Origin of the sequence: Streptomyces sp. NPDC006450, from assembly GCF_040612195.1 — a bacterium.
Taxonomy (GTDB): domain Bacteria; phylum Actinomycetota; class Actinomycetes; order Streptomycetales; family Streptomycetaceae; genus Streptomyces.
Window position 1 is genome coordinate 1 of the sequence record NZ_JBEXPT010000023.1, and the last position, 19,015, is coordinate 19,015.

The following is a 19,015-nucleotide window of genomic DNA, read 5'->3' on the forward strand; positions in this document are numbered from 1 at the left end:
CTGCTCGCATGGCCCCTCGTACCGCCCAGTTCGGCCCCGTGCTCCTCGCGGCCACCGCCGCGCTCACCCTGGCCGCCGCCCCGGCGGCCCCGGCCCCGGCTGCCGGCGTCCAGCTGGCCCAGGCCTACAAGGCCTCGGCCAAGTACCACCGGCACCAGACGGCCGTCGCCGCCGGGTACGTCCCCGACAAGTACTGCGTCGTGAACCCGTCGGGCGGCGCCGGCGCCCTCGGCTATCCCCACTTCAACCACGCCTACGACGGATCCGTCGACCCGCGGAAGCCCACCGCCCTGCTCTACGAACGCGACGGGGCGGGCAACTGGCGCCTCGGCGGCCTCGAATGGATGGTCGTGGACCGGGACGGCCGGATGGACACCGACGACGACCGCCCCTCCCTGTTCGGGCAGCCCTTCCGCGGCCCGCTGCCCTCCCGCTTCGCGGGGCAGAAGGTCCACTATTCGCTGCACCTGTGGCTGTGGAAGCAGAACCCCGCCGGACGGTTCGAGCCCTTCAACCCGTCGGTCGTCTGCCGCCCCGGCACCACCAGGCCCCGCCCGGTCGCACCCGTCACCAGCCCTTAGGGGTGCGGGACCCCCGTTCGGAGGCCCGCCGCGTGCGGGGTTCCCGACTCCCCGCGATGGTGGACGAAACGGCCCCACCACACCAGGAGTTCCGATGCCCGCACGCAGCCTGAAGACCGTTCTCGCCTGCGCGGCCGCCGTGTCGCTCGCCCTGGCCGCCGTGGCTCCGGCCCACGGGGTCGAGGGGCCCGCTCCCGACCCCCGCGACCCCAAAGCCATGCGGGACATGGCGACGGCGATCGCGGTGACGGCCAGGTACGCGGACGAGCGCCAAGCCCTCAGGGACGGGTACGTACCGCACGGCACGGAGTGCATGTCCAATCCGTTCGGGGTGGGCTCCATGGGCTACCACTACGTCAAGCAGGCCAACTGGGGTTCGACGGACCCGAGCAGGCCGACCGCCCTCCTCTACAGCACGGAGAAGAACAAGAACGGCCGGCGCAAGCTCCAGGCGGTGGAGTGGATGGCCACCGACCGGGACCAGGACCTGAAGACCACCGACGACCGGCCGAGCATGTTCGGCCTGCCCTTCGACGGCCCGATGCCGGGCCACTGGGCGGGCATGCCCAAGCACTACGACCTGCACATGTGGGCGTACGCGAAGAACCCGGCCGGCCGCTTCCACAACTGGAACCCCGCCCTGACCTGCCCCAAGACCACCGCCCCCGCGCCCCACCCCCACTGATTCCCCGTCCGCGCGGTCCCTACGGCAAAGGGCCCGGCCCCCTCGAAGGGGGGCCGGGCCCTTTGCCGTAGGACTGGAGCGCCGGGTCAGCGCACGAACGTGCTCGCGCTGCCCGCCAGGTCCAGGAAGTACTGCGGGGCGACGCCCAGCACCACCGTGACCGCGACGCCCACCGCGATGGTCGTCATCGTCAGCGGGGACGGGACGGCGACCGTGGGGCCGTCCGCCTTCGGCTCGCTGAAGAACATCAGGACGATCACCCGGATGTAGAAGAACGCGGCGATCGCGGACGAGATGACACCGACCACGACCAGCGCTCCCGCACCGCCCTCCGCCGCCGCCCTGAACACGGCGAACTTGCCGGAGAAGCCGGAGGTCAGCGGGATGCCCGCGAAGGCGAGCAGGAAGACCGCGAAGACCGCCGCGGTGAGCGGCGAACGCCGTCCCAGGCCCGCCCACTTGGACAGGTGCGTGGCCTCGCCGCCCGCGTCGCGCACCAGCGTGACCACGGCGAAGGCGCCGATCGTCACGAAGGAGTACGCGGCCAGGTAGAAGAGGACGGACTGGATGCCCTCCGCCGAGGTGGCGATGACACCGGCCAGGATGAAGCCGGCGTGCGCGATCGAGGAGTAGGCCAGGAGCCGCTTGACGTCGGTCTGGGTCACGGCGATGACCGCACCGGCCAGCATCGTGACGATCGCGACGCCCCACATGACCGGCCGCCAGTCCCAGCGCAGGCCCGGCAGCACCACGTAGAGCAGACGCAGGAGCGCGCCGAAGGCGGCCACCTTCGTCGCCGCCGCCATGAAGCCGGTGACCGGGGTGGGGGCGCCCTGGTAGACGTCCGGGGTCCACATGTGGAAGGGGACGGCGCCGACCTTGAAGAGCAGGCCCGTCAGGATGAGCGCGCCCCCGATCAGCAGCAGCGCGTCGTTGCCCATGGTGTCGGCGAGCGCCGGGTCGATGTTCGCCACGGTGCCGTCGACGACGTCCGCGATCGCCGCGTAGGAGACCGAGCCCGCGTACCCGTAGACGAGCGCGATGCCGAAGAGCAGGAAGGCGGAGGAGAAGGCGCCGAGCAGGAAGTACTTGACGGCCGCCTCCTGCGACATCAGCCGCTGGCGGCGGGCGAGGGCGCAGAGCAGGTACAGCGGGAGGGAGAAGACCTCCAGGGCCACGAACAGCGTCAGCAGGTCGTTGGCCGCGGGGAAGATCAGCATCCCGGCGACCGCGAACAGTGCGAGCGGGAAGACCTCGGTGGTGGTGAAGCCCGCCTTGACGGCTTCCTTCTCGCTCTCGCTACCCGGTACGGACGCCGCCTGCGCGGCGAAGGAGTCCACCCGGTTGCCGTGGGCCGCCGGGTCCAGGCGCCGCTCGGCGAAGGTGAAGACCGCCACGACCGAGGCCAGGATGATGGTGCCCTGCAGGAAGAGGGCCGGGCCGTCGACGGCGATGGCGCCCATGGCCGCGACCTGCGCCTTGGAGCTGCCGTACCCGCCGGCGGCGAGTCCGACGACCGCCGCGAAGGCCGAGGCCAGCGCGGCGACGGCGAGGAACACCTGCGTGTAGTAGCGGGCCCTGCGCGGCACGAAGGCCTCTACGAGGACTCCGATGATCGCCGCGCCCAGCACGATGAGCGTGGGCGAGAGCTGTGCGTATTCGATCTGCGGGGCCGGGATCTTGTCGATCGGCGCCGCGGCCGCCAGTGTCGGCAGCAGGCTCTGGGCAGCAGTCACTGTGCTCACTTCGCCGCCTCCCCGTTCTTGGCCTCGACAGCCACTTCCGGCTTCGGGTCCGTCTGCTTGACGTCCGACATGGTGTGCTTCACCGCCGGGTTGACGATGTCGGTCAGGACCTTCGGGTAGACGCCCAGTCCGATCAGCAGCGCGATCAGCGGGGCGACCACCAGGACCTCCCGCAGGCGCAGGTCCGGCATGGTGCGGACCTCCTCCTTGACCGGGCCGGTCATGGTGCGCTGGTAGAGGACCAGCGTGTAGAGCGCCGCCAGCACGATGCCGAAGGTGGCGATGATGCCGACGACCGGGTACCGGGCGAACGTGCCGACCAGGACCAGGAACTCGCTGACGAACGGTGCGAGGCCGGGCAGCGAGAGGGTGGCCAGACCGCCGATGAGGAAGGTGCCGGCCAGGACCGGGGCCACCTTCTGCACGCCGCCGTAGTCGGCGATGAGCCGGGAGCCGCGCCGCGAGATCAGGAAGCCGGCGACCAGCATGAGCGCCGCCGTCGAGAGCCCGTGGTTGACCATGTACAGCGTCGCGCCCGACTGGCCCTGGGAGGTCATCGCGAAGATGCCCAGGATGATGAAGCCGAAGTGCGAGATGGAGGCGTACGCCACCAGCCGCTTGATGTCCCGCTGACCGCAGGCGACCAGCGCGCCGTAGACGATGCTGATCAGTGCCAGGACGAGGATCACCGGCGTGGCCCACTTGCTGGCCTCGGGGAAGAGCCCGAGGCAGAAGCGGAGCATCGCGAAGGTGCCGACCTTGTCGACGACGGCGGTGATCAGGACGGCGACCGGGGCCGTGGCCTCGCCCATCGCGTTCGGCAGCCAGGTGTGCAGCGGCCAGAGCGGGGCCTTCACCGCGAAGGCGAAGAAGAAGCCGAGGAACAGCCACCGCTCGGTGTTGGTCGCCATGTCGAGCGTGCCCGCGGCGCGGGCGGCGGCGATCTCCTGGAGCGAGAAGTTCCCGGCGACCACGTACAGCCCGATGACGGCGGCCAGCATGATCAGGCCGCCGACCAGGTTGTAGAGGAGGAACTTGACCGCCGCGTACGAGCGCTGCGCGGCCGCGTTCTCGTCCGACCCGGAGTGCGCCCGGTCCCCGAAGCCGCCGATGAGGAAGTACATCGGGATGAGCATGGCTTCGAAGAAGATGTAGAAGAGGAAGACGTCGGTGGCCTCGAAGGAGATGATCACCATCGCCTCGACCAGCAGGATCAGGGCGAAGAAGCCCTGGGTCGGCCGCCAGCGCGAGGAGTGCGTCTCCAGCGGGTCGGCGTCGTGCCAGCCGGCCGCGATCACGAAGGGGATCAGCAGCGCGGTGAGGGCGATCAGCACCACCCCGATGCCGTCGACGCCCAGTTCGTAGCGGACGCCGAAGTCCGCGATCCAGGAGTGCGATTCGGTGAGCTGGTAGCGGTCGCCACCGGGCTCGAAGCGGACCGCGACGAGCACGGCCAGGGCCAGGGTCGCCAGTGAGAAGAACAGGGCGAGCCATTTGGCGGCGGTCCGGCGGGCGGCCGGGACGGCCGCCGTCAGGATCGCGCCGACCGCGGGGACCGCGGCCGTCACCGTCAGAAGCGGGAAATTCATCTCACACCGCCCTCATCAGCAGGGTCGCGGCGATCAGGATCGCCGTGCCCCCGAACATCGAGACCGCGTAGCTGCGGGCGTAGCCGTTCTGCAGCTTGCGCAGCCGGCCCGACAGCCCGCCGACTCCGGCGGCCGTCCCGTTGACCACGCCGTCGACCAGACTGTGGTCGACGTAGACGAGGGAGCGGGTCAGGTGCTCCCCGCCGCGGACCAGGACCACGTGGTTGAAGTCGTCCTGGTAGAGGTCCCGTCGGGCCGCCCGGGTGAGGAGCGAGCCGCGCGGGGCGATGACCGGGACGGGCTTCCTGCCGTACATCACCCAGGCGATGGCGACGCCGATGACGAGGACCACCATGGTGGCCAGCGTGACCGTCAGCGCGCTGATCGGCGGGTGTCCGTGCTCGTATCCGGTGACGGGCTCCAGCCAGTTCAGGAAGCGGTCACCGATCTCGAAGAACCCGCCCGCGAAGACCGAGCCGAAGGCCAGGATGATCATCGGGATGGTCATGGACTTCGGGGACTCGTGCGGGTGCGGGGCGTGGCCCGACCCCGCGGCATCGCCGCTATCGGACGCTGTCGGCTGCCAGCGCTTCTCGCCGAAGAAGGTGAGGAGCATGACCCGGGTCATGTAGAAGGCGGTGATCGCCGCGCCGAGGAGGGTCACCCCGCCGAGGATCCAGCCCTGGGTGCCGCCCTTCGCGAAGGCGGCCTCGATGATCATGTCCTTCGAGAAGAAGCCCGACAGGCCCGGGAAACCGATGATGGCGAGGTAGCCGAGCCCGAAGGTGACGAAGGTGACCGGCATGTACTTCCGCAGGCCGCCGTACTTGCGCATGTCGACCTCGTCGTTCATCCCGTGCATCACGGAACCGGCGCCGAGGAAGAGTCCCGCCTTGAAGAACCCGTGCGTGACCAGGTGCATGATCGCGAACACGTACCCGATGGGGCCGAGGCCGGCCGCCAGGATCATGTAGCCGATCTGCGACATCGTCGAGCCGGCGAGGGCCTTCTTGATGTCGTCCTTGGCGCAACCGACGATCGCACCGAAGAGGAGCGTGACGGCGCCGACCACGACGACCGCGGTCTGCGCGTCCGGCGCCCCGTTGAAGATGGCGCCCGAGCGGACGATCAGGTACACGCCCGCCGTCACCATCGTCGCCGCGTGGATGAGGGCGGAGACCGGGGTCGGACCCTCCATCGCGTCGCCGAGCCAGGACTGCAGCGGCACCTGGGCCGACTTGCCGCACGCGGCGAGCAGCAGCATCAGCGCGATCGCCGTCAGCTTGCCCTCGCCGGCCTCGGACACCGAGCCGAGGACCGGGCCGAAGGCGAAGGTTCCGAAGGTGGTGAACATCAGCATGATGGCGATCGAAAGGCCCATGTCGCCGACCCGGTTGACCAGGAAGGCCTTCTTCGCGGCGGTGGCCGCGCTGGGCTTGTGCTGCCAGAAGCCGATGAGGAGGTACGAGGCGAGGCCCACGCCCTCCCAGCCGACGTACAGCAGGAGGTAGTTGTCGGCGATGACCAGGAGCAGCATCGCGGCGACGAAGAGGTTGAGGTAGCCGAAGAAGCGGCGGCGGCGCTCGTCGTGCTCCATGTACCCGATGGAGTACACGTGGATGAGCGTGCCCACCCCGGAGATCAGCAGGACGAAGGTCATCGACAGCTGGTCGAGCTGGAAGCCGATGTCGGCCTGGAAGCCCTCCACCTGGATCCAGGTGAAGAGCTGTTGGTGGAAGGTCCGGTCCTCGGCGCCCTTGCCGAGCATGTCGGCGAAGAGGGCCAGGCCGATGCCGAAGGAGACGGCGGCGAGCAGGGTGCCGATCCAGTGGCCGGTCTTGTCGAGACGGCGGCCGCCGCAGAGCAGCACCACCGCTCCGAGCAGGGGCGCTGCTACCAGCAGCGCGATCATGTTCTCCACAGCGACCCCTTACAGCTTCATCAGGCTGGCGTCGTCGACCGAGGCCGAGTGGCGGGTACGGAACAGCGACACGATGATCGCGAGGCCCACCACGACCTCGGCGGCGGCGACGACCATCGTGAAGAACGCGATGATCTGGCCGTCGAGGTTGCCGTGCATCCGGGAGAAGGTGACGAAGGCGAGGTTGCAGGCGTTGAGCATGAGCTCGACGCACATGAACAGCACGATCGCGTTCTTCCGGATCAGGACTCCCACCGCACCGATGGTGAACAGCAGTGCGGACAGGTACAGGTAGTTGACCGGGTTCACTTCGAGGCCTCCTCACGGCCGAGCCGCTCGGACGACCGCTGCTCCAGGGCCTTCAGGTCGTCCAGGGCCTTGCCGGAGACGTCCCTGATCTGGCCGCGGGCGCGCAGCGTCTGGTTGACGGTGAGTTCCGAGGGGGTGCCGTCCGGCAGCAGGCCCGCGACGTCCACGGCGTTGTGCCGGGCGTAGACGCCGGGTGCGGGCAGCGGCGGGAGCTGTACGCCCTCGCGTACGCGGCGCTCGGCGAGCTCGCGCTGGGTGGCGGCCCGCTCGGTGCGCTCGCGGTGGGTGAGCACCATCGCGCCGACGGCCGCCGTGATCAGCAGGGCGCCGGTGACCTCGAAGGCGAACACGTACTTGGTGAAGATCAGCGTGGCCAGGCCCTCGACGTGGCCGCCGGAGTTGATCCGGCCGAGTCCGTTGAAGTGGGTGAGCTTGGCGTTGCCGATGCCCGCGATCAGCAGGATGCCGAAGCCGAGTCCGCACAGGGCGGCCAGCCAGCGCTGCCCCTTGATGGTCTCGGTCAGCGAGTCCGCCGCGGTGACGCCGACGAGCATGACGACGAAGAGGAAGAGCATCATGATCGCGCCGGTGTAGACGACGACCTGGACGATGCCGAGGAAGTACGCCCCGTTGGCGAGGTAGAAGACCGCCAGGATGATCATCGTCCCGGCCAGGCTCAGGGCGCTGTGCACGGCCTTCTTCATGAGGATCGTGGCCAGCGCGCCGACGACGGCGACCGTGCCGAGGATCCAGAACTGCACCGCCTCACCGGAGGAGGTGAGGGTGGCGGCCGCTGCGATGGCGCTCATGCCCCCACCCCCTCGGAGGTGCTTTCGGATGCCGCGGTCCCGGGGGCGACCTCGCCCTTGGAGACGGCCACCTGCCGGACCGTGCCGGGAGCCGCCCCGGTCACCAGCCCGCGGTAGTAGTCCGTGTCCTCGGTCCCGGGGAAGATCGAGTGCGGAGCCTCGACCATTCCCTCGGTCAGCCCGGCGAGCAGCTGCTCCTTGGTGTAGATGAGCGATTCGCGGCTGGAGTCGGCCAGTTCGAACTCGTTCGTCATGGTCAGCGCCCGGGTCGGGCACGCCTCGACGCACAGCCCGCACAGGATGCAGCGGGCGTAGTTGATCTGGTAGACCCGGCCGTACCGCTCACCCGGGGAGTAGCGCTCCTCCTCGGTGTTGTCCGCGCCCTCGACGTAGATCGCGTCGGCGGGACAGGCCCAGGCGCACAGCTCGCACCCGATGCACTTCTCCAGACCGTCGGGGTGGCGGTTGAGCTGGTGCCGCCCGTGGAAGCGCGGAGCCGTGGTCTTTTCCTGCTCCGGGTACTGCTCGGTGAGGCGCTTCTTGAACATGGCCTTGAAGGTCACGCCGAAGCCGGCCACCGGGTTCTGCCACTTCTCGCCCTGCTCGGCGTCAGACTTGTCAGACATTCTCAGCACCCTCCTCTCGGTCACTGTCAGTATTCGCCGCGCCACTGACAATGAGCTCCCGCTCACTGCGGGGCCGCCTGCGCGGTACGGGTGCCAGGTGCTGGCCGGGCTTGGGCGGTACGGGGAACCCGCCCGCCAGGGGGTCGAAGGGTTCGGCGGCCGCGGCCAGTTCGGCGTCCGCGAGGGCCGTCTTCTCCTTCTTGTCGCGGAACAGGTCCGCGACGAAGGACAGCAGCAGGAGCGCGATGACCCCGCCGCCGACGTAGAGCACGATCTCCTGGAAGTCGTAGTTCTCGTTGCGCAGGGCCCGGACGGTGGCGACCAGCATCAGCCACACCACGGAGACCGGGATCAGCACCTTCCAGCCGAGCTTCATCAGCTGGTCGTAGCGCACGCGCGGGAGCGTGCCGCGCAGCCAGATGAAGAAGAACAGCAGCAGCTGGACCTTGAGCACGAACCAGAGCATCGGCCACCAGCCGTGGTTCGCGCCCTCCCAGTACGTGGAGATCGGCGCCGGGGCCCGCCAGCCGCCCAGGAAGAGGGTGACGGAGACGGCGGAGACGGTGACCATGTTGACGTACTCGGCGAGCATGAACAGCGCGAACTTGATGGAGGAGTACTCGGTGTTGAAGCCGCCGACCAGGTCGCCCTCGGACTCCGGCATGTCGAAGGGGGCGCGGTTCGTCTCGCCGACCATCGTGATGACGTAGATGATGAAGGAGACCGGCAGCAGGATGATGTACCAGCGGTCCGCCTGGGCTTCGACGATCGCCGAGGTCGACATCGACCCGGAGTAGAGGAAGACCGAGGCGAAGGCCGCGCCCATCGCGATCTCGTACGAGATCATCTGCGCGCAGGAGCGCAGTCCGCCGAGCAGCGGGTACGTGGAGCCCGAGGACCAGCCCGCGAGGACGATGCCGTAGATGCCGACCGAGGCCACCGCGAGGATGTAGAGCATCGCGATGGGCAGGTCGGTCAGCTGCATCGTGGTGCGCTGGCCGAAGATGGAGACCTCGTTGCCCGAGGGGCCGAAGGGGATCACCGCGATGGCCATGAAGGCAGGGATCGCCGCGATGATCGGGGCGAGGACGTAGACGACCTTGTCGGCCCGCTTGACGATCAGGTCTTCCTTGAGCATGAGCTTCACGCCGTCGGCGAGCGACTGGAGCATGCCCCAGGGGCCGTGCCGGTTGGGGCCGATGCGCAGCTGCATCCAGGCGACGACCTTGCGCTCCCACACGATGGAGAAGAGCACGGTCACCATCAGGAAGGCGAAGCAGAACACCGCCTTGAGTACGACGAGCCACCAGACGTCCCTGCCGAACAGGGAGAGGTCTTCGGCGGCGATCTGAACCGTGTTCACGCGCCCACCTCCGCAGGGGAGTCGCTGGTGTCGGCGGGGGTGGCCGGGCCGATGCGGACCAGGTCCCCCGGGCGGGCTCCGGTGTCGGCGAGGACCCCGGAGCCGGTGGAGTTCATCGGGAGCCAGACCACCCGGTCGGGCATCTCGGTGACGCGCAGCGGCAGTTCCACCGAGCCGGCGGGGCCGGTCACCGCGAGGACGTCGCCGCTCTTGACGCCGGTCTCGGCGGCCGTGGCGGCCGACAGGCGGGCGCTGGCCTCGTGCCGGGTGCCGGCCAGGGCCTCGTCGCCTTCTTGCAGGAGCCCCTGGTCCAGGAGGAGCCGGTGGCCCGCGAGGACGGCCTCGCCCGCGCCGGGACGGGGCAGCAGCTCCCTGTCTCCGGGCTGTCCGGCGGCGCGCTCCCCGGCCCACGGGCCGAGCCGGTCGATCTCCCGCCGTACGGCGTGTACGTCGGCCAGCTCGATCGGGCGGTCGGCCGCGTCGGCCAGCATGTGCAGCACGCGGGAGTCGGCGGGGGCCAGGCGGCGGGTCATCTGCTCGGGCTTGAGCGCGGCCTCGAACGGCCGGACCCTGCCCTCCCAGTTGATGAACGCGCCCGGCTTCTCGGCGACGGCGGCGACCGGGAAGACCACGTCCGCGTGGTCGGTGACCTCGCTGGGCCGCAGTTCCAGGGAGACCACGAAGGCCTCCTGGAGCGCGGTCCTGGCGCGGGCCGGGTCCGGCAGGTCGGCGACCTCGACGCCCGCGACCAGCAGGGCGGAGAGCTCCCGGGTGGCGGCGGCCTCGACGATCTGGCCGGTGTCGCGGCCGTAGCGGTGCGGCAGCTCGTCCAGGCCCCAGGCGGCGGCGACCTCGTCGCGGGCCCGCGGGTCGGTGGCGGGACGGGCGCCCGGCAGCAGGGACGGCAGCGCGCCCGCCTCGACGGCGGCCCGCTCTCCGGCCCGGCGCGGGATCCACACCAGCGTGGCGCCGGTGGCGGTGGAGGCCCGTACGGCCGCGGTCAGCGCGCCGGGCACGCCCGCGAGGCGCTCGCCCACGACGATGACCGCGCCGGGCAGCCGCAGCGCCTCGGCGGCGGCGTGGCCGCCGTCCTCCAGGCCGGTCTGCGAGGTCAGCGCGTTCAGCCACTCGGGCTCGGTGCCGGGGGCGGCGGCCAGCAGGGTGCCGCCCGCCTTCTGCAGGCCGCGCGTGGCGAAGGGGGCGAGGGCGAAGGTCCGCTGCTTGTGCTTGCGGTGGGCCTTGCGCAGCCGCAGGAAGACCCCGGGGGCCTCCTCCTCGGCCTCGATGCCGACGAGGAGGACGGCCGGGGCGGCCTCCAGGGAGGCGTTGGTGACACCGCGGCCGTCGAGGTCCTTGCCGGTGCCGGCGACGGTGGCGGCCAGGAACTCGGCCTCCTCCGCGCTGTGCACCCGGGCCCGGAAGTCGATGTCGTTGGTGTCGAGCACGACCCGGGCGAACTTGGCGTACGCGTAGGCGTCCTCGACGGTGAGCCGGCCGCCGGTCAGCACTCCGGCGCGGCCGCGCGCGGCGGCCAGTCCGTTCGCCGCGGCTTCCAGCGCCTCGGGCCAGCTCGCCGGGGCCAGGACCCCGTCGGTGCCGCGCACCAGCGGGGTGGTGAGCCGGTCGGGGCGCTGCGCGTAGCGGAACCCGAAGCGGCCCTTGTCGCAGATCCACTCCTCGTTGACCTCGGGGTCCTCCGCGGCCATCCGGCGCAGCACCTTGCCGCGGCGGTGGTCGGTGCGGGTGGCGCAGCCGCCCGCACAGTGCTCGCACACGCTCGGGGAGGAGACGAGGTCGAAGGGGCGGGAGCGGAACCGGTAGGCGGCCGAGGTGAGGGCGCCGACCGGGCAGATCTGGATGGTGTTGCCGGAGAAGTACGACTCGAAGGGGTCGTCCTCGCCGGTGCCGACCTGCTGGAGCGCGCCGCGCTCCAGGAGCTCGATCATCGGGTCGCCGGCGATCTCGTTGGAGAAGCGGGTGCAGCGCGCGCACAGCACGCACCGCTCGCGGTCCAGCAGCACCTGCGTGGAGATCGGGACCGGCTTCTCGTAGGTGCGCTTCCTGCCCTCGAAACGCGATTCGGCGTTGCCGTGGGTCATCGCCTGGTTCTGCAGCGGGCACTCGCCGCCCTTGTCGCAGACCGGGCAGTCCAGCGGGTGGTTGATGAGCAGCAGCTCCATCACCCCGCGCTGGGCCTTGTCGGCGACCGGGGAGGTCAGCTGCGTCTTGACGACCATGCCGTCGGTGCAGGTGATGGTGCAGGAGGCCATCGGCTTGCGCTGGCCCTCGACCTCGACGATGCACTGGCGGCAGGCGCCGGCCGGGGAGAGGAGGGGGTGGTCGCAGAACCGGGGGATCTCGATGCCGAGCTGTTCGGCGGCCCGGATGACCAGGGTCCCCTTGGGCACCGACAGTTCGATGCCGTCGATGGTCAGGGAGATCTGGTCCACCGGCGGGACCGCGGCCTCTCCGCCGCCGGAGGCTGACGTGGTGGTCACGGTCATGCGGTCACCTCCGTGTCGGCCCAGAGGGTCGACTTCTTGGGGTCGAAGGGGCAGCCCTTGCCCGTGATGTGCTGCTCGTACTCCGCGCGGAAGTACTTGAGCGAGGAGAAGATGGGGCTGGCGGCGCCGTCACCGAGCGCGCAGAACGACTTGCCGTTGATGTTGTCGGCGATGTCGTTCAGCTTCTCGAGGTCGGACATGACCCCCTTGCCCGCTTCGATGTCGCGGAGCAACTGGACCAGCCAGTACGTGCCTTCGCGGCAGGGCGTGCACTTGCCGCAGGACTCGTGGGCGTAGAACTCGGTCCAGCGGGTCACCGCCCGCACCACGCAGGTCGTCTCGTCGAAGCACTGCAGGGCCTTGGTGCCGAGCATGGACCCGGCCGCGCCGACGCCCTCGTAGTCCAGCGGGACGTCGAGGTGCTCGTCCGTGAACATCGGGGTGGAGGACCCGCCCGGGGTCCAGAACTTCAGCCGGTGCCCGGGGCGCATGCCGCCGCTCATGTCGAGGAGCTGGCGCAGGGTGATCCCGAGCGGGGCCTCGTACTGGCCGGGGCCGACGACGTGGCCGGAGAGCGAGTACAGCGTGAAGCCGGGGGACTTCTCGGTCCCCATCGACTTGAACCAGTCCTTGCCCTTGTTCAGGATCGCGGGAACCGAGGCGATGGACTCCACGTTGTTCACGACAGTGGGGCAGGCGTAGAGCCCCTCGACCGCGGGGAAGGGGGGACGCAGCCGGGGCTGGCCGCGCCGGCCTTCGAGGGAGTCCAGGAGGGCCGTTTCCTCGCCGCAGATGTAGGCGCCCGCTCCCGCGTGCACGGTGATGTCGAGCTTCAGCCCGCTCCCGAGGCCACTCTTTTCCCGATGTTCGGCCTCCCCCAGGTAGCCGGCCTCGTACGCCTCGCGCACCGCCTCGTGCAGCCGCCGCAGCACCGGCACGGTCTCGCCGCGCAGGTAGATGAAGGCGTGCTCCGACCGGATCGCGTAGCAGGCGATGATCATTCCCTCGATGAGGGAGTGCGGGTTGGCGAAGAGGAGGGGGATGTCCTTGCAGGTTCCCGGCTCCGACTCGTCCGCGTTCACGACGAGGTAGTGCGGCTTTCCGTCGCCCTGCGGGATGAACTGCCACTTCATGCCGGTGGGGAAGCCGGCGCCGCCGCGTCCGCGCAGGCCCGAGTCCTTCACGTAGGCGATGAGCTCGTCCGGACTCATGGCGAGTGCCTTGCGCAGACCCTCGTAGCCGCCGTGCCTCTTGTAGGTCTCCAGCGTCCACGACTGCGGTTCGTCCCAGAAGGCCGACAGGACGGGCGCGAGGAGCTTCTCCGGACTCGTGCCGTTCTTACTCAGCTCGGTCGACACGGTCATCACTCCCCTCCCTCGATGGTGGCCTCGCCGCGCGGGTGCACGATCGGGGTGTGCGGGGCCTCGCCGCGCGCGATGCGCAGGCCGATCAGCGACGCGTGACCCGCGCCGCCGCTGGCCTCGACCGCGCCTTCGCGCTCGTCCGGGAAGCCCGCCAGGATCCGGGCGGTCTCCTTGTACGTGCACAGCGGCGCGCCCCGGGTCGGCTCCACGGTGCGGCCGGCCAGCAGGTCGTCCACCATGGCCTTGGCGGACTCGGGGGTCTGGTTGTCGAAGAACTCCCAGTTGACCATCACCACGGGGGCGTAGTCGCAGGCCGCGTTGCACTCGATGTGTTCGAGGGTGACCTTGCCGTCGGGGGTGGTCTCGTTGTTGCCGACCCCGAGGTGCTCCTTGAGCTCCTCGAAGATGGCGTCGCCGCCCATGACCGCGCACAGGGTGTTCGTGCACACGCCGACCTGGTAGTCACCGGAGGGCTTGCGCCGGTACATCGTGTAGAAGGTCGCCACGGCCGTGACCTCGGCGGTCGTCAGGCCCAGCACCTCGGCGCAGAACCGGATGCCGGTGCGCGAGACGTAGCCCTCCTCCGACTGGACGAGGTGGAGCAGCGGCAGCAGCGCGGAGCGGCTGTCGGGGTAGCGGGCGATGACCTCCTTCGCATCCGCTTCGAGCCGGGCGCGCACGTCGGCCGGGAAGTCGGGTGCCGGAAGCCGGGGCATGCCCAGGCTCACCCCTGATACGGGCTGATTGGCTGTCATCGGTCGACGCCTCCCATCACGGGGTCGATGGAGGCGACGGCCACGATGACGTCGGCGACCTGGCCGCCCTCGCACATCGCCGCCATGGCCTGCAGGTTGGTGAAGGACGGGTCGCGGAAGTGGACCCGGTAGGGGCGGGTGCCGCCGTCGGAGACGACGTGCACGCCGAGCTCGCCCTTGGGTGACTCCACGGCCGCGTAGGCCTGGCCGGCCGGTACCCGGAAGCCCTCGGTCACCAGCTTGAAGTGGTGGATGAGGGACTCCATGGAGGTGCCCATGATCTGCTTGATGTGGTCGAGCGAGTTGCCGAGGCCGTCGGGGCCCATCGCGAGCTGCGCCGGCCAGGCGATCTTCTTGTCGGCGACCATGACCGGGCCCGGCTCCAGCCGGTCCAGGCACTGCTCGACGATCCGCAGGGACTGGCGCATCTCCTCCAGGCGGACCAGGAACCGCCCGTAGGAGTCGCAGGACTCGGTGGTCGGCACGTCGAACTCGTAGTTCTCGTAGCCGCAGTACGGGTCCGTCTTGCGCAGGTCGTGCGGGAGGCCGGCGGAGCGCAGGATCGGGCCGGTGGCGCCGAGCGCCATGCAGCCGGTGAGGTCGAGGTAGCCGACGTCCTGCATGCGGGCCTTGAAGATGGGGTTGCCGGTGGCGAGCTTGTCGTACTCCGGCAGGTTCTTCTTCATGGTCTTCACGAACTCGCGGAGCTGGTCCACGGCGCCCGGGGGCAGGTCCTGCGCGAGGCCGCCGGGGCGGATGAACGCGTGGTTCATGCGCAGGCCGGTGATCAGCTCGAACACGTCGAGGATCAGCTCGCGGTCGCGGAACCCGTAGATCATGATCGTGGTCGCGCCCAGCTCCATGCCGCCGGTGGCGATGCACACCAGGTGGGAGGAGAGCCGGTTGAGCTCCATCAGCAGGACGCGGATGACGGAGGCGCGGTCCGGGATCTGATCGGTGATGCCGAGCAGCTTCTCGACGCCGAGGCAGTACGCCGTCTCGTTGAAGAACGGCGTCAGGTAGTCCATGCGCGTGACGAAGGTGGTGCCCTGCGTCCAGTTCCGGTATTCGAGGTTCTTCTCGATGCCGGTGTGGAGGTAGCCGATGCCGCAGCGGGCCTCGGTGACCGTCTCGCCGTCGATCTCCAGGATCAGCCGGAGCACCCCGTGGGTGGAGGGGTGCTGGGGACCCATGTTGACGACGATCCGCTCGTCGTCGGCGCGGGCCGCCGACTGGACGATCTCGTCCCAGTCGCCGCCGGTGACGGTGTAGACGGTGCCCTCGGTCGTCTCGCGCGCCGAGGCGTGGTCGGCGGAGGCGTGGTGCGATGCCTTCTGGGTGTTCATCAGCTGTACGACCTCCGCTGGTCGGGAGCCGGGATCTGGGCGCCCTTGTACTCGATGGCGATGCCGCCGAGCGGGTAGTCCTTGCGCTGCGGGAAGCCCTGCCAGTCGTCCGGCATCATGATCCGGGTGAGGGCCGGGTGCCCGTCGAAGATCAGGCCGAAGAAGTCGTACGTCTCGCGCTCGTGCCAGTCGTTCGTCGGGTAGACCGAGACGATCGAGGGGACGTGCGGGTCGGCGTCCGGGGCCGTCACTTCCAGCCGCACGATCCGGCCGTGGGTGAGCGAGCGCAGGTGGTAGACGGCGTGCAGCTCGCGGCCCTTGTCGTCGGGGAAGTGCACCCCGCTGACCCCGGTGCAGAGCTCGAAGCGCAGGGCCGGGTCGTCGCGCAGGGTCTTCGCGACGAGGAGGAGGTGCTCGCGCGCGATGTGGAGGGTCAGCTCCGCCCGGTCGACGACGACCTTCTCGATCGCGTTCTCCGGGACGAGGTCCTGCTCCTCCAGCGCCCCTTCGAGCTCGTCGACGACCTCGTCGAAGTACGAGCCGTAGGGGCGGGCGCTCGCGCCGGGCAGGGCCACGGTGCGCACGAGGCCGCCGTAGCCGCTGGTGTCGCCGCCGTCGTTGGCACCGAACATGCCCTTGCGGACGCCGATCACCTCGGGGCCGGCCGCGCCCCGGGGCGCGGGCACGTTGTCGCCGTTGCCGGCATGGGGGCCGTTCTGCACGGCCGGGTCCTCGCTCACCGCAGGAGCCCCTTCATCTCAATGGTGGGGAGCGCCTTGAGGGCCGCCTCCTCCGCCTCGCGGGCCGCCTCTTCCCGGTTCACGCCGAGCTTGCCGCCCTGGATCTTCTGGTGGAGCTTGAGGATCGCGTCGAGGAGCATCTCGGGGCGGGGCGGGCAGCCGGGCAGGTAGATGTCCACGGGGACGATGTGGTCGACGCCCTGGACGATCGCGTAGTTGTTGAACATTCCGCCCGAAGACGCACAAACACCCATAGAGATGACCCACTTGGGAGCGGGCATCTGGTCGTACACCTGCCGCAGCACCGGCGCCATCTTCTGGCTGACCCGGCCCGCCACGATCATCAGGTCGGCCTGGCGCGGGGATCCGCGGAAGACCTCCATGCCGAAGCGGGCGAGGTCGTACCGGCCCGCTCCGGTGGTCATCATCTCGATGGCGCAGCAGGCCAGGCCGAAGGTGGCCGGGAAGACGGACGCCTTGCGCACCCATCCCGCGGCCTGTTCGACGGTGGTCAGCAGAAAGCCGCTCGGCAGCTTCTCTTCCAGTCCCATGGAAAATTCAGCCCCTCAGTCCCATTCCAGGCCGCCGCGGCGCCATACGTAGGCGTAGGCGACGAAGACGGTGAGCACGAAGAGGAGCATCTCGACGAGCCCGAAGATCCCCAGCGAGTCGAAGGTGACCGCCCAGGGGTAGAGGAAGACAACCTCGATGTCGAAGACGATGAAGAGCATCGCCGTCAGGTAGTACTTGATGGGGAAGCGACCGCCGCCCGCCGGCATGGGAGTGGGCTCGATGCCGCACTCGTAAGCTTCAAGTTTTGCCCGGTTGTACCGTTTTGGGCCGATCAGCGTGGCCATGACCACGGAGAAGATCGCAAACCCTGCGCCGAGGGCGCCGAGCACGAGGATGGGCGCGTACGCATTCACGCTCCTCGCTCCTTCCAGTCGTCCTTGACCGTTGGACCGCTGTGCCGGCGCCGCGCGCCCCGCCTCCCACGTCTCGCATGTGAGGCAGTTCACAAGCCGGACTGGTGCGCATCTTATGCCCGCCCATCTGTGATCTGCGACACGGGTTACAACAACGAGTTTGTGATCTCCACCACCTGACGAACGATCATGAAGGCCAATGAGTAGTGATCTTCATACGTGAAGCATCCACATGATCACCAAAGGTGACATCCGCACCTGTCGTCGCAGGTGGAGGGCCTGCTGCACTATCAAACCGTGGCCCCTGCACGCAAATTGGCGAGGCGGTGCGCGTGATGATAAAGGGATCGGCGTCCCCCGATCGGGGGACCCCGCACGGACGGGAGTGGACGCGTGCATGCGTTCACGAAGTCGGGGGCAGAGGGGAGTGGAGGGTCGCCCCCGGAGGTGACCGGGGCGTCCCGGAGTCGACCCCCGGGAGGGGCCGGCCACCCCCTCGCGATCGATCGAGGCCCGCCTCCGATGCCACTGCGGCGCCCCCGCGACCCCGCTCCGGCCCCGCCCCGACCCGGCGGAGGCTTCACGGTTCGGTCACAGGAGGGCCACAGCGTCCGCATGGCGTGACACTCCTGTGACCTGCGCCACTCGGAATTCGCGGTACCGAAAGAGGGCTTGGCCATCTGTGCGGGTAAATGGTAGGCGCGGGATCAATTCGGACTTAATGCGGAAACCCCATGATCACAGCCTTGCGAGCGACTGTCCGATTCGCCCGTTACGGCGTCAATAAGACTTCCGACGCGCCCGGTTAGCCCGCTTCGCGCACAACTGTGGCGCAGACCACGTTTCTTGAAGGGAACCGGGGAGCCCTGATAGCGGTTGTACCCATGTCCCTCACCGCTCACATACCCAGCCACCGGAAGCCCCGCCGCAGCGCCTCGAAGCTCGCGGTCCGCGCCGGAGTTGCCGGTGGCGTCCTCAGCACCCTGGCCATGGCCGGCACGGCGAGCGCCACCCCCTCCGCCGAGCCCGCGCACGAGACCACGCTCGAAATGCCGGTCCTCGACCTGGACCTGAGCGCCGAGGTGTCCTCGTCCGTGGCCAAGGCCGCGGAGAACACCCGCGCCGCCGCCGTCGACGGCGAGCTCAACGCCCTGGAAGAGACGGCCCGCACCGGCGCCGCCGCCGAGGCCAAGCAGCTCAAGGCCGACGCCCAGGAGAAGGCCGACGCCGAGAAGAAGGCGAAGGAGGAGGCGGACCGCAAGGCCGAGGCCGAGCGCGCCAGCCGCAGCAAGGCCCGCACCGCGCTCCAGAGCAACTCGGGTTCCTCTTCGAACGACTCCTCCTCCACGGGGTCCTCGCAGGGCAAGGGCACCGTCACGGCCCCCGCGACCGGCTCCGCCGCCGCCATCGTCAACTTCGCCCGCGCGCAGGTCGGCAAGGCGTACGTCATGGGCGGCACCGGCCCCTCCTCGTTCGACTGCTCGGGGCTGGTCCAGGCCGCGTACCGCCAGGCCGGCATCACCCTGCCGCGCATGTCGCAGGCGCAGTCCTCGGCCGGCACCTCGGTCTCCCTGAGCGCCCTCCAGCCGGGCGACATCCTGTACTGGGGCTCCAAGGGCAGCGCGTACCACGTCGCCGTCTACGTCGGCGGCGGCAAGTTCGTCGGGGCACAGAACCCCAGCACCGGCATCGTCGAGCGCTCCCTGAGCTACGACAAGCCGACGGGCGCCGTCCGCGTCCTCTGACATCTCC

At 69.7% G+C, this 19,015-nt stretch carries 17 protein-coding genes; 3 read left to right on the forward strand and 14 right to left on the reverse strand.

Translation table 11 applies throughout. The annotated features are described in order from the left end of the window. A partial coding sequence (locus ABZY57_RS10700; protein ID WP_356510322.1) for a hypothetical protein occupies positions 1-581 on the forward strand: 581 nt, incomplete at its 5' end. Positions 582-675: 94 nt separating this feature from the next. Then, positions 676-1,266: a hypothetical protein gene (locus ABZY57_RS10705; protein WP_356510324.1), complete on the forward strand. Its 591-nt coding sequence runs from the start codon at positions 676-678 to the stop codon at positions 1,264-1,266. Between the two features lie 86 nt (positions 1,267-1,352). On the opposite strand, the gene nuoN is transcribed toward ABZY57_RS10705, so the two are convergent. Genes nuoN through ABZY57_RS10775 form a run of 14 tightly spaced genes read right to left on the reverse strand, consistent with a single transcriptional unit; the run spans position 1,353 to position 17,263 of the window. Then, positions 1,353-2,972 (reverse strand): NADH-quinone oxidoreductase subunit NuoN, encoded by a 1,620-nt coding sequence (gene nuoN / locus ABZY57_RS10710; protein ID WP_356510434.1) that lies wholly within the window; start codon positions 2,970-2,972, stop codon positions 1,353-1,355. 35 nt (positions 2,973-3,007) lie between these two features. After that, positions 3,008-4,600 (reverse strand): NADH-quinone oxidoreductase subunit M, encoded by a 1,593-nt coding sequence (locus ABZY57_RS10715; RefSeq protein WP_356510326.1) that lies wholly within the window; start codon positions 4,598-4,600, stop codon positions 3,008-3,010. Between the two features lies 1 nt (position 4,601). Next, the gene (nuoL, locus tag ABZY57_RS10720; RefSeq protein WP_356510328.1) at positions 4,602-6,521 is read right to left on the reverse strand and encodes an NADH-quinone oxidoreductase subunit L; all 1,920 of its coding nucleotides are present in this window, start codon (positions 6,519-6,521) and stop codon (positions 4,602-4,604) included. A gap of 9 nt (positions 6,522-6,530) precedes the next feature. Then, positions 6,531-6,830 carry an NADH-quinone oxidoreductase subunit NuoK gene (gene nuoK, locus ABZY57_RS10725; protein WP_356510330.1) on the reverse strand — a complete coding sequence of 100 codons (300 nt, stop codon included), beginning with the start codon at positions 6,828-6,830 and terminating at the stop codon, positions 6,531-6,533. Beyond that, on the reverse strand, positions 6,827-7,639 hold the full coding sequence (locus ABZY57_RS10730) for an NADH-quinone oxidoreductase subunit J (RefSeq protein ID WP_356510332.1): 813 nt from the start codon (positions 7,637-7,639) through the stop codon (positions 6,827-6,829). The genes nuoK and ABZY57_RS10730 overlap by 4 nt, the downstream gene beginning before the upstream one ends. Next, a complete protein-coding gene (gene nuoI, locus ABZY57_RS10735; protein WP_356510334.1) occupies positions 7,636-8,265 on the reverse strand; it encodes an NADH-quinone oxidoreductase subunit NuoI in 630 nt (209 codons plus the stop codon). The genes ABZY57_RS10730 and nuoI overlap by 4 nt, the downstream gene beginning before the upstream one ends. After that, complete coding sequence (gene nuoH, locus ABZY57_RS10740) at positions 8,258-9,628, reverse strand: NADH-quinone oxidoreductase subunit NuoH (protein ID WP_356510336.1); 1,371 nt, start codon at positions 9,626-9,628, stop codon at positions 8,258-8,260. Before nuoH ends, nuoI begins: the two co-directional genes overlap by 8 nt. Further along, entirely contained in the window at positions 9,625-12,132 is a 2,508-nt protein-coding gene (locus ABZY57_RS10745) for an NADH-quinone oxidoreductase subunit G (protein ID WP_356510338.1), read from the reverse strand. Before ABZY57_RS10745 ends, nuoH begins: the two co-directional genes overlap by 4 nt. After that, entirely contained in the window at positions 12,129-13,496 is a 1,368-nt protein-coding gene (gene nuoF, locus ABZY57_RS10750; protein ID WP_356510340.1) for an NADH-quinone oxidoreductase subunit NuoF, read from the reverse strand. The genes ABZY57_RS10745 and nuoF overlap by 4 nt, the downstream gene beginning before the upstream one ends. Then, positions 13,496-14,251, reverse strand: coding sequence for an NADH-quinone oxidoreductase subunit NuoE (gene nuoE / locus ABZY57_RS10755; protein ID WP_356510342.1), 756 nt, complete (start codon positions 14,249-14,251; stop codon positions 13,496-13,498). Before nuoE ends, nuoF begins: the two co-directional genes overlap by 1 nt. Continuing rightward, complete coding sequence (locus ABZY57_RS10760; protein WP_356510344.1) at positions 14,248-15,597, reverse strand: NADH-quinone oxidoreductase subunit D; 1,350 nt, start codon at positions 15,595-15,597, stop codon at positions 14,248-14,250. Before ABZY57_RS10760 ends, nuoE begins: the two co-directional genes overlap by 4 nt. Beyond that, positions 15,597-16,337 (reverse strand): NADH-quinone oxidoreductase subunit C, encoded by a 741-nt coding sequence (locus ABZY57_RS10765; protein ID WP_356510346.1) that lies wholly within the window; start codon positions 16,335-16,337, stop codon positions 15,597-15,599. Before ABZY57_RS10765 ends, ABZY57_RS10760 begins: the two co-directional genes overlap by 1 nt. Next, complete coding sequence (locus ABZY57_RS10770) at positions 16,334-16,888, reverse strand: NADH-quinone oxidoreductase subunit B (RefSeq protein ID WP_243339941.1); 555 nt, start codon at positions 16,886-16,888, stop codon at positions 16,334-16,336. Before ABZY57_RS10770 ends, ABZY57_RS10765 begins: the two co-directional genes overlap by 4 nt. 15 nt (positions 16,889-16,903) lie before the next feature. Then, complete coding sequence (locus ABZY57_RS10775; protein ID WP_030010013.1) at positions 16,904-17,263, reverse strand: NADH-quinone oxidoreductase subunit A; 360 nt, start codon at positions 17,261-17,263, stop codon at positions 16,904-16,906. Positions 17,264-18,147: 884 nt separating this feature from the next. On the opposite strand from ABZY57_RS10775, the gene ABZY57_RS10780 reads away from it, so the two are divergent. After that, the gene (locus ABZY57_RS10780) at positions 18,148-19,008 is read left to right on the forward strand and encodes an NlpC/P60 family protein (RefSeq protein ID WP_356510349.1); all 861 of its coding nucleotides are present in this window, start codon (positions 18,148-18,150) and stop codon (positions 19,006-19,008) included. Positions 19,009-19,015 lie beyond the last annotated feature (7 nt).

What these genes read in the sequence shown, in the direction of transcription:
- ABZY57_RS10705 (WP_356510324.1), top strand. Translation starts at nt 676, where the DNA reads ATGCCCGCACGCAGCCTGAAGACCGTTCTCGCCTGCGCGGCCGCCGTG.
- ABZY57_RS10715 (WP_356510326.1), bottom strand. Translation starts at nt 4,600, where the DNA reads ATGAATTTCCCGCTTCTGACGGTGACGGCCGCGGTCCCCGCGGTCGGC.
- ABZY57_RS10730 (WP_356510332.1), bottom strand. Translation starts at nt 7,639, where the DNA reads ATGAGCGCCATCGCAGCGGCCGCCACCCTCACCTCCTCCGGTGAGGCG.
- nuoI (WP_356510334.1), bottom strand. Translation starts at nt 8,265, where the DNA reads ATGTCTGACAAGTCTGACGCCGAGCAGGGCGAGAAGTGGCAGAACCCG.
- ABZY57_RS10745 (WP_356510338.1), bottom strand. Translation starts at nt 12,132, where the DNA reads ATGACCGTGACCACCACGTCAGCCTCCGGCGGCGGAGAGGCCGCGGTC.
- nuoF (WP_356510340.1), bottom strand. Translation starts at nt 13,496, where the DNA reads ATGACCGTGTCGACCGAGCTGAGTAAGAACGGCACGAGTCCGGAGAAG.
- nuoE (WP_356510342.1), bottom strand. Translation starts at nt 14,251, where the DNA reads ATGACAGCCAATCAGCCCGTATCAGGGGTGAGCCTGGGCATGCCCCGG.
- ABZY57_RS10760 (WP_356510344.1), bottom strand. Translation starts at nt 15,597, where the DNA reads ATGAACACCCAGAAGGCATCGCACCACGCCTCCGCCGACCACGCCTCG.
- ABZY57_RS10770 (WP_243339941.1), bottom strand. Translation starts at nt 16,888, where the DNA reads ATGGGACTGGAAGAGAAGCTGCCGAGCGGCTTTCTGCTGACCACCGTC.
- ABZY57_RS10780 (WP_356510349.1), top strand. Translation starts at nt 18,148, where the DNA reads ATGTCCCTCACCGCTCACATACCCAGCCACCGGAAGCCCCGCCGCAGC.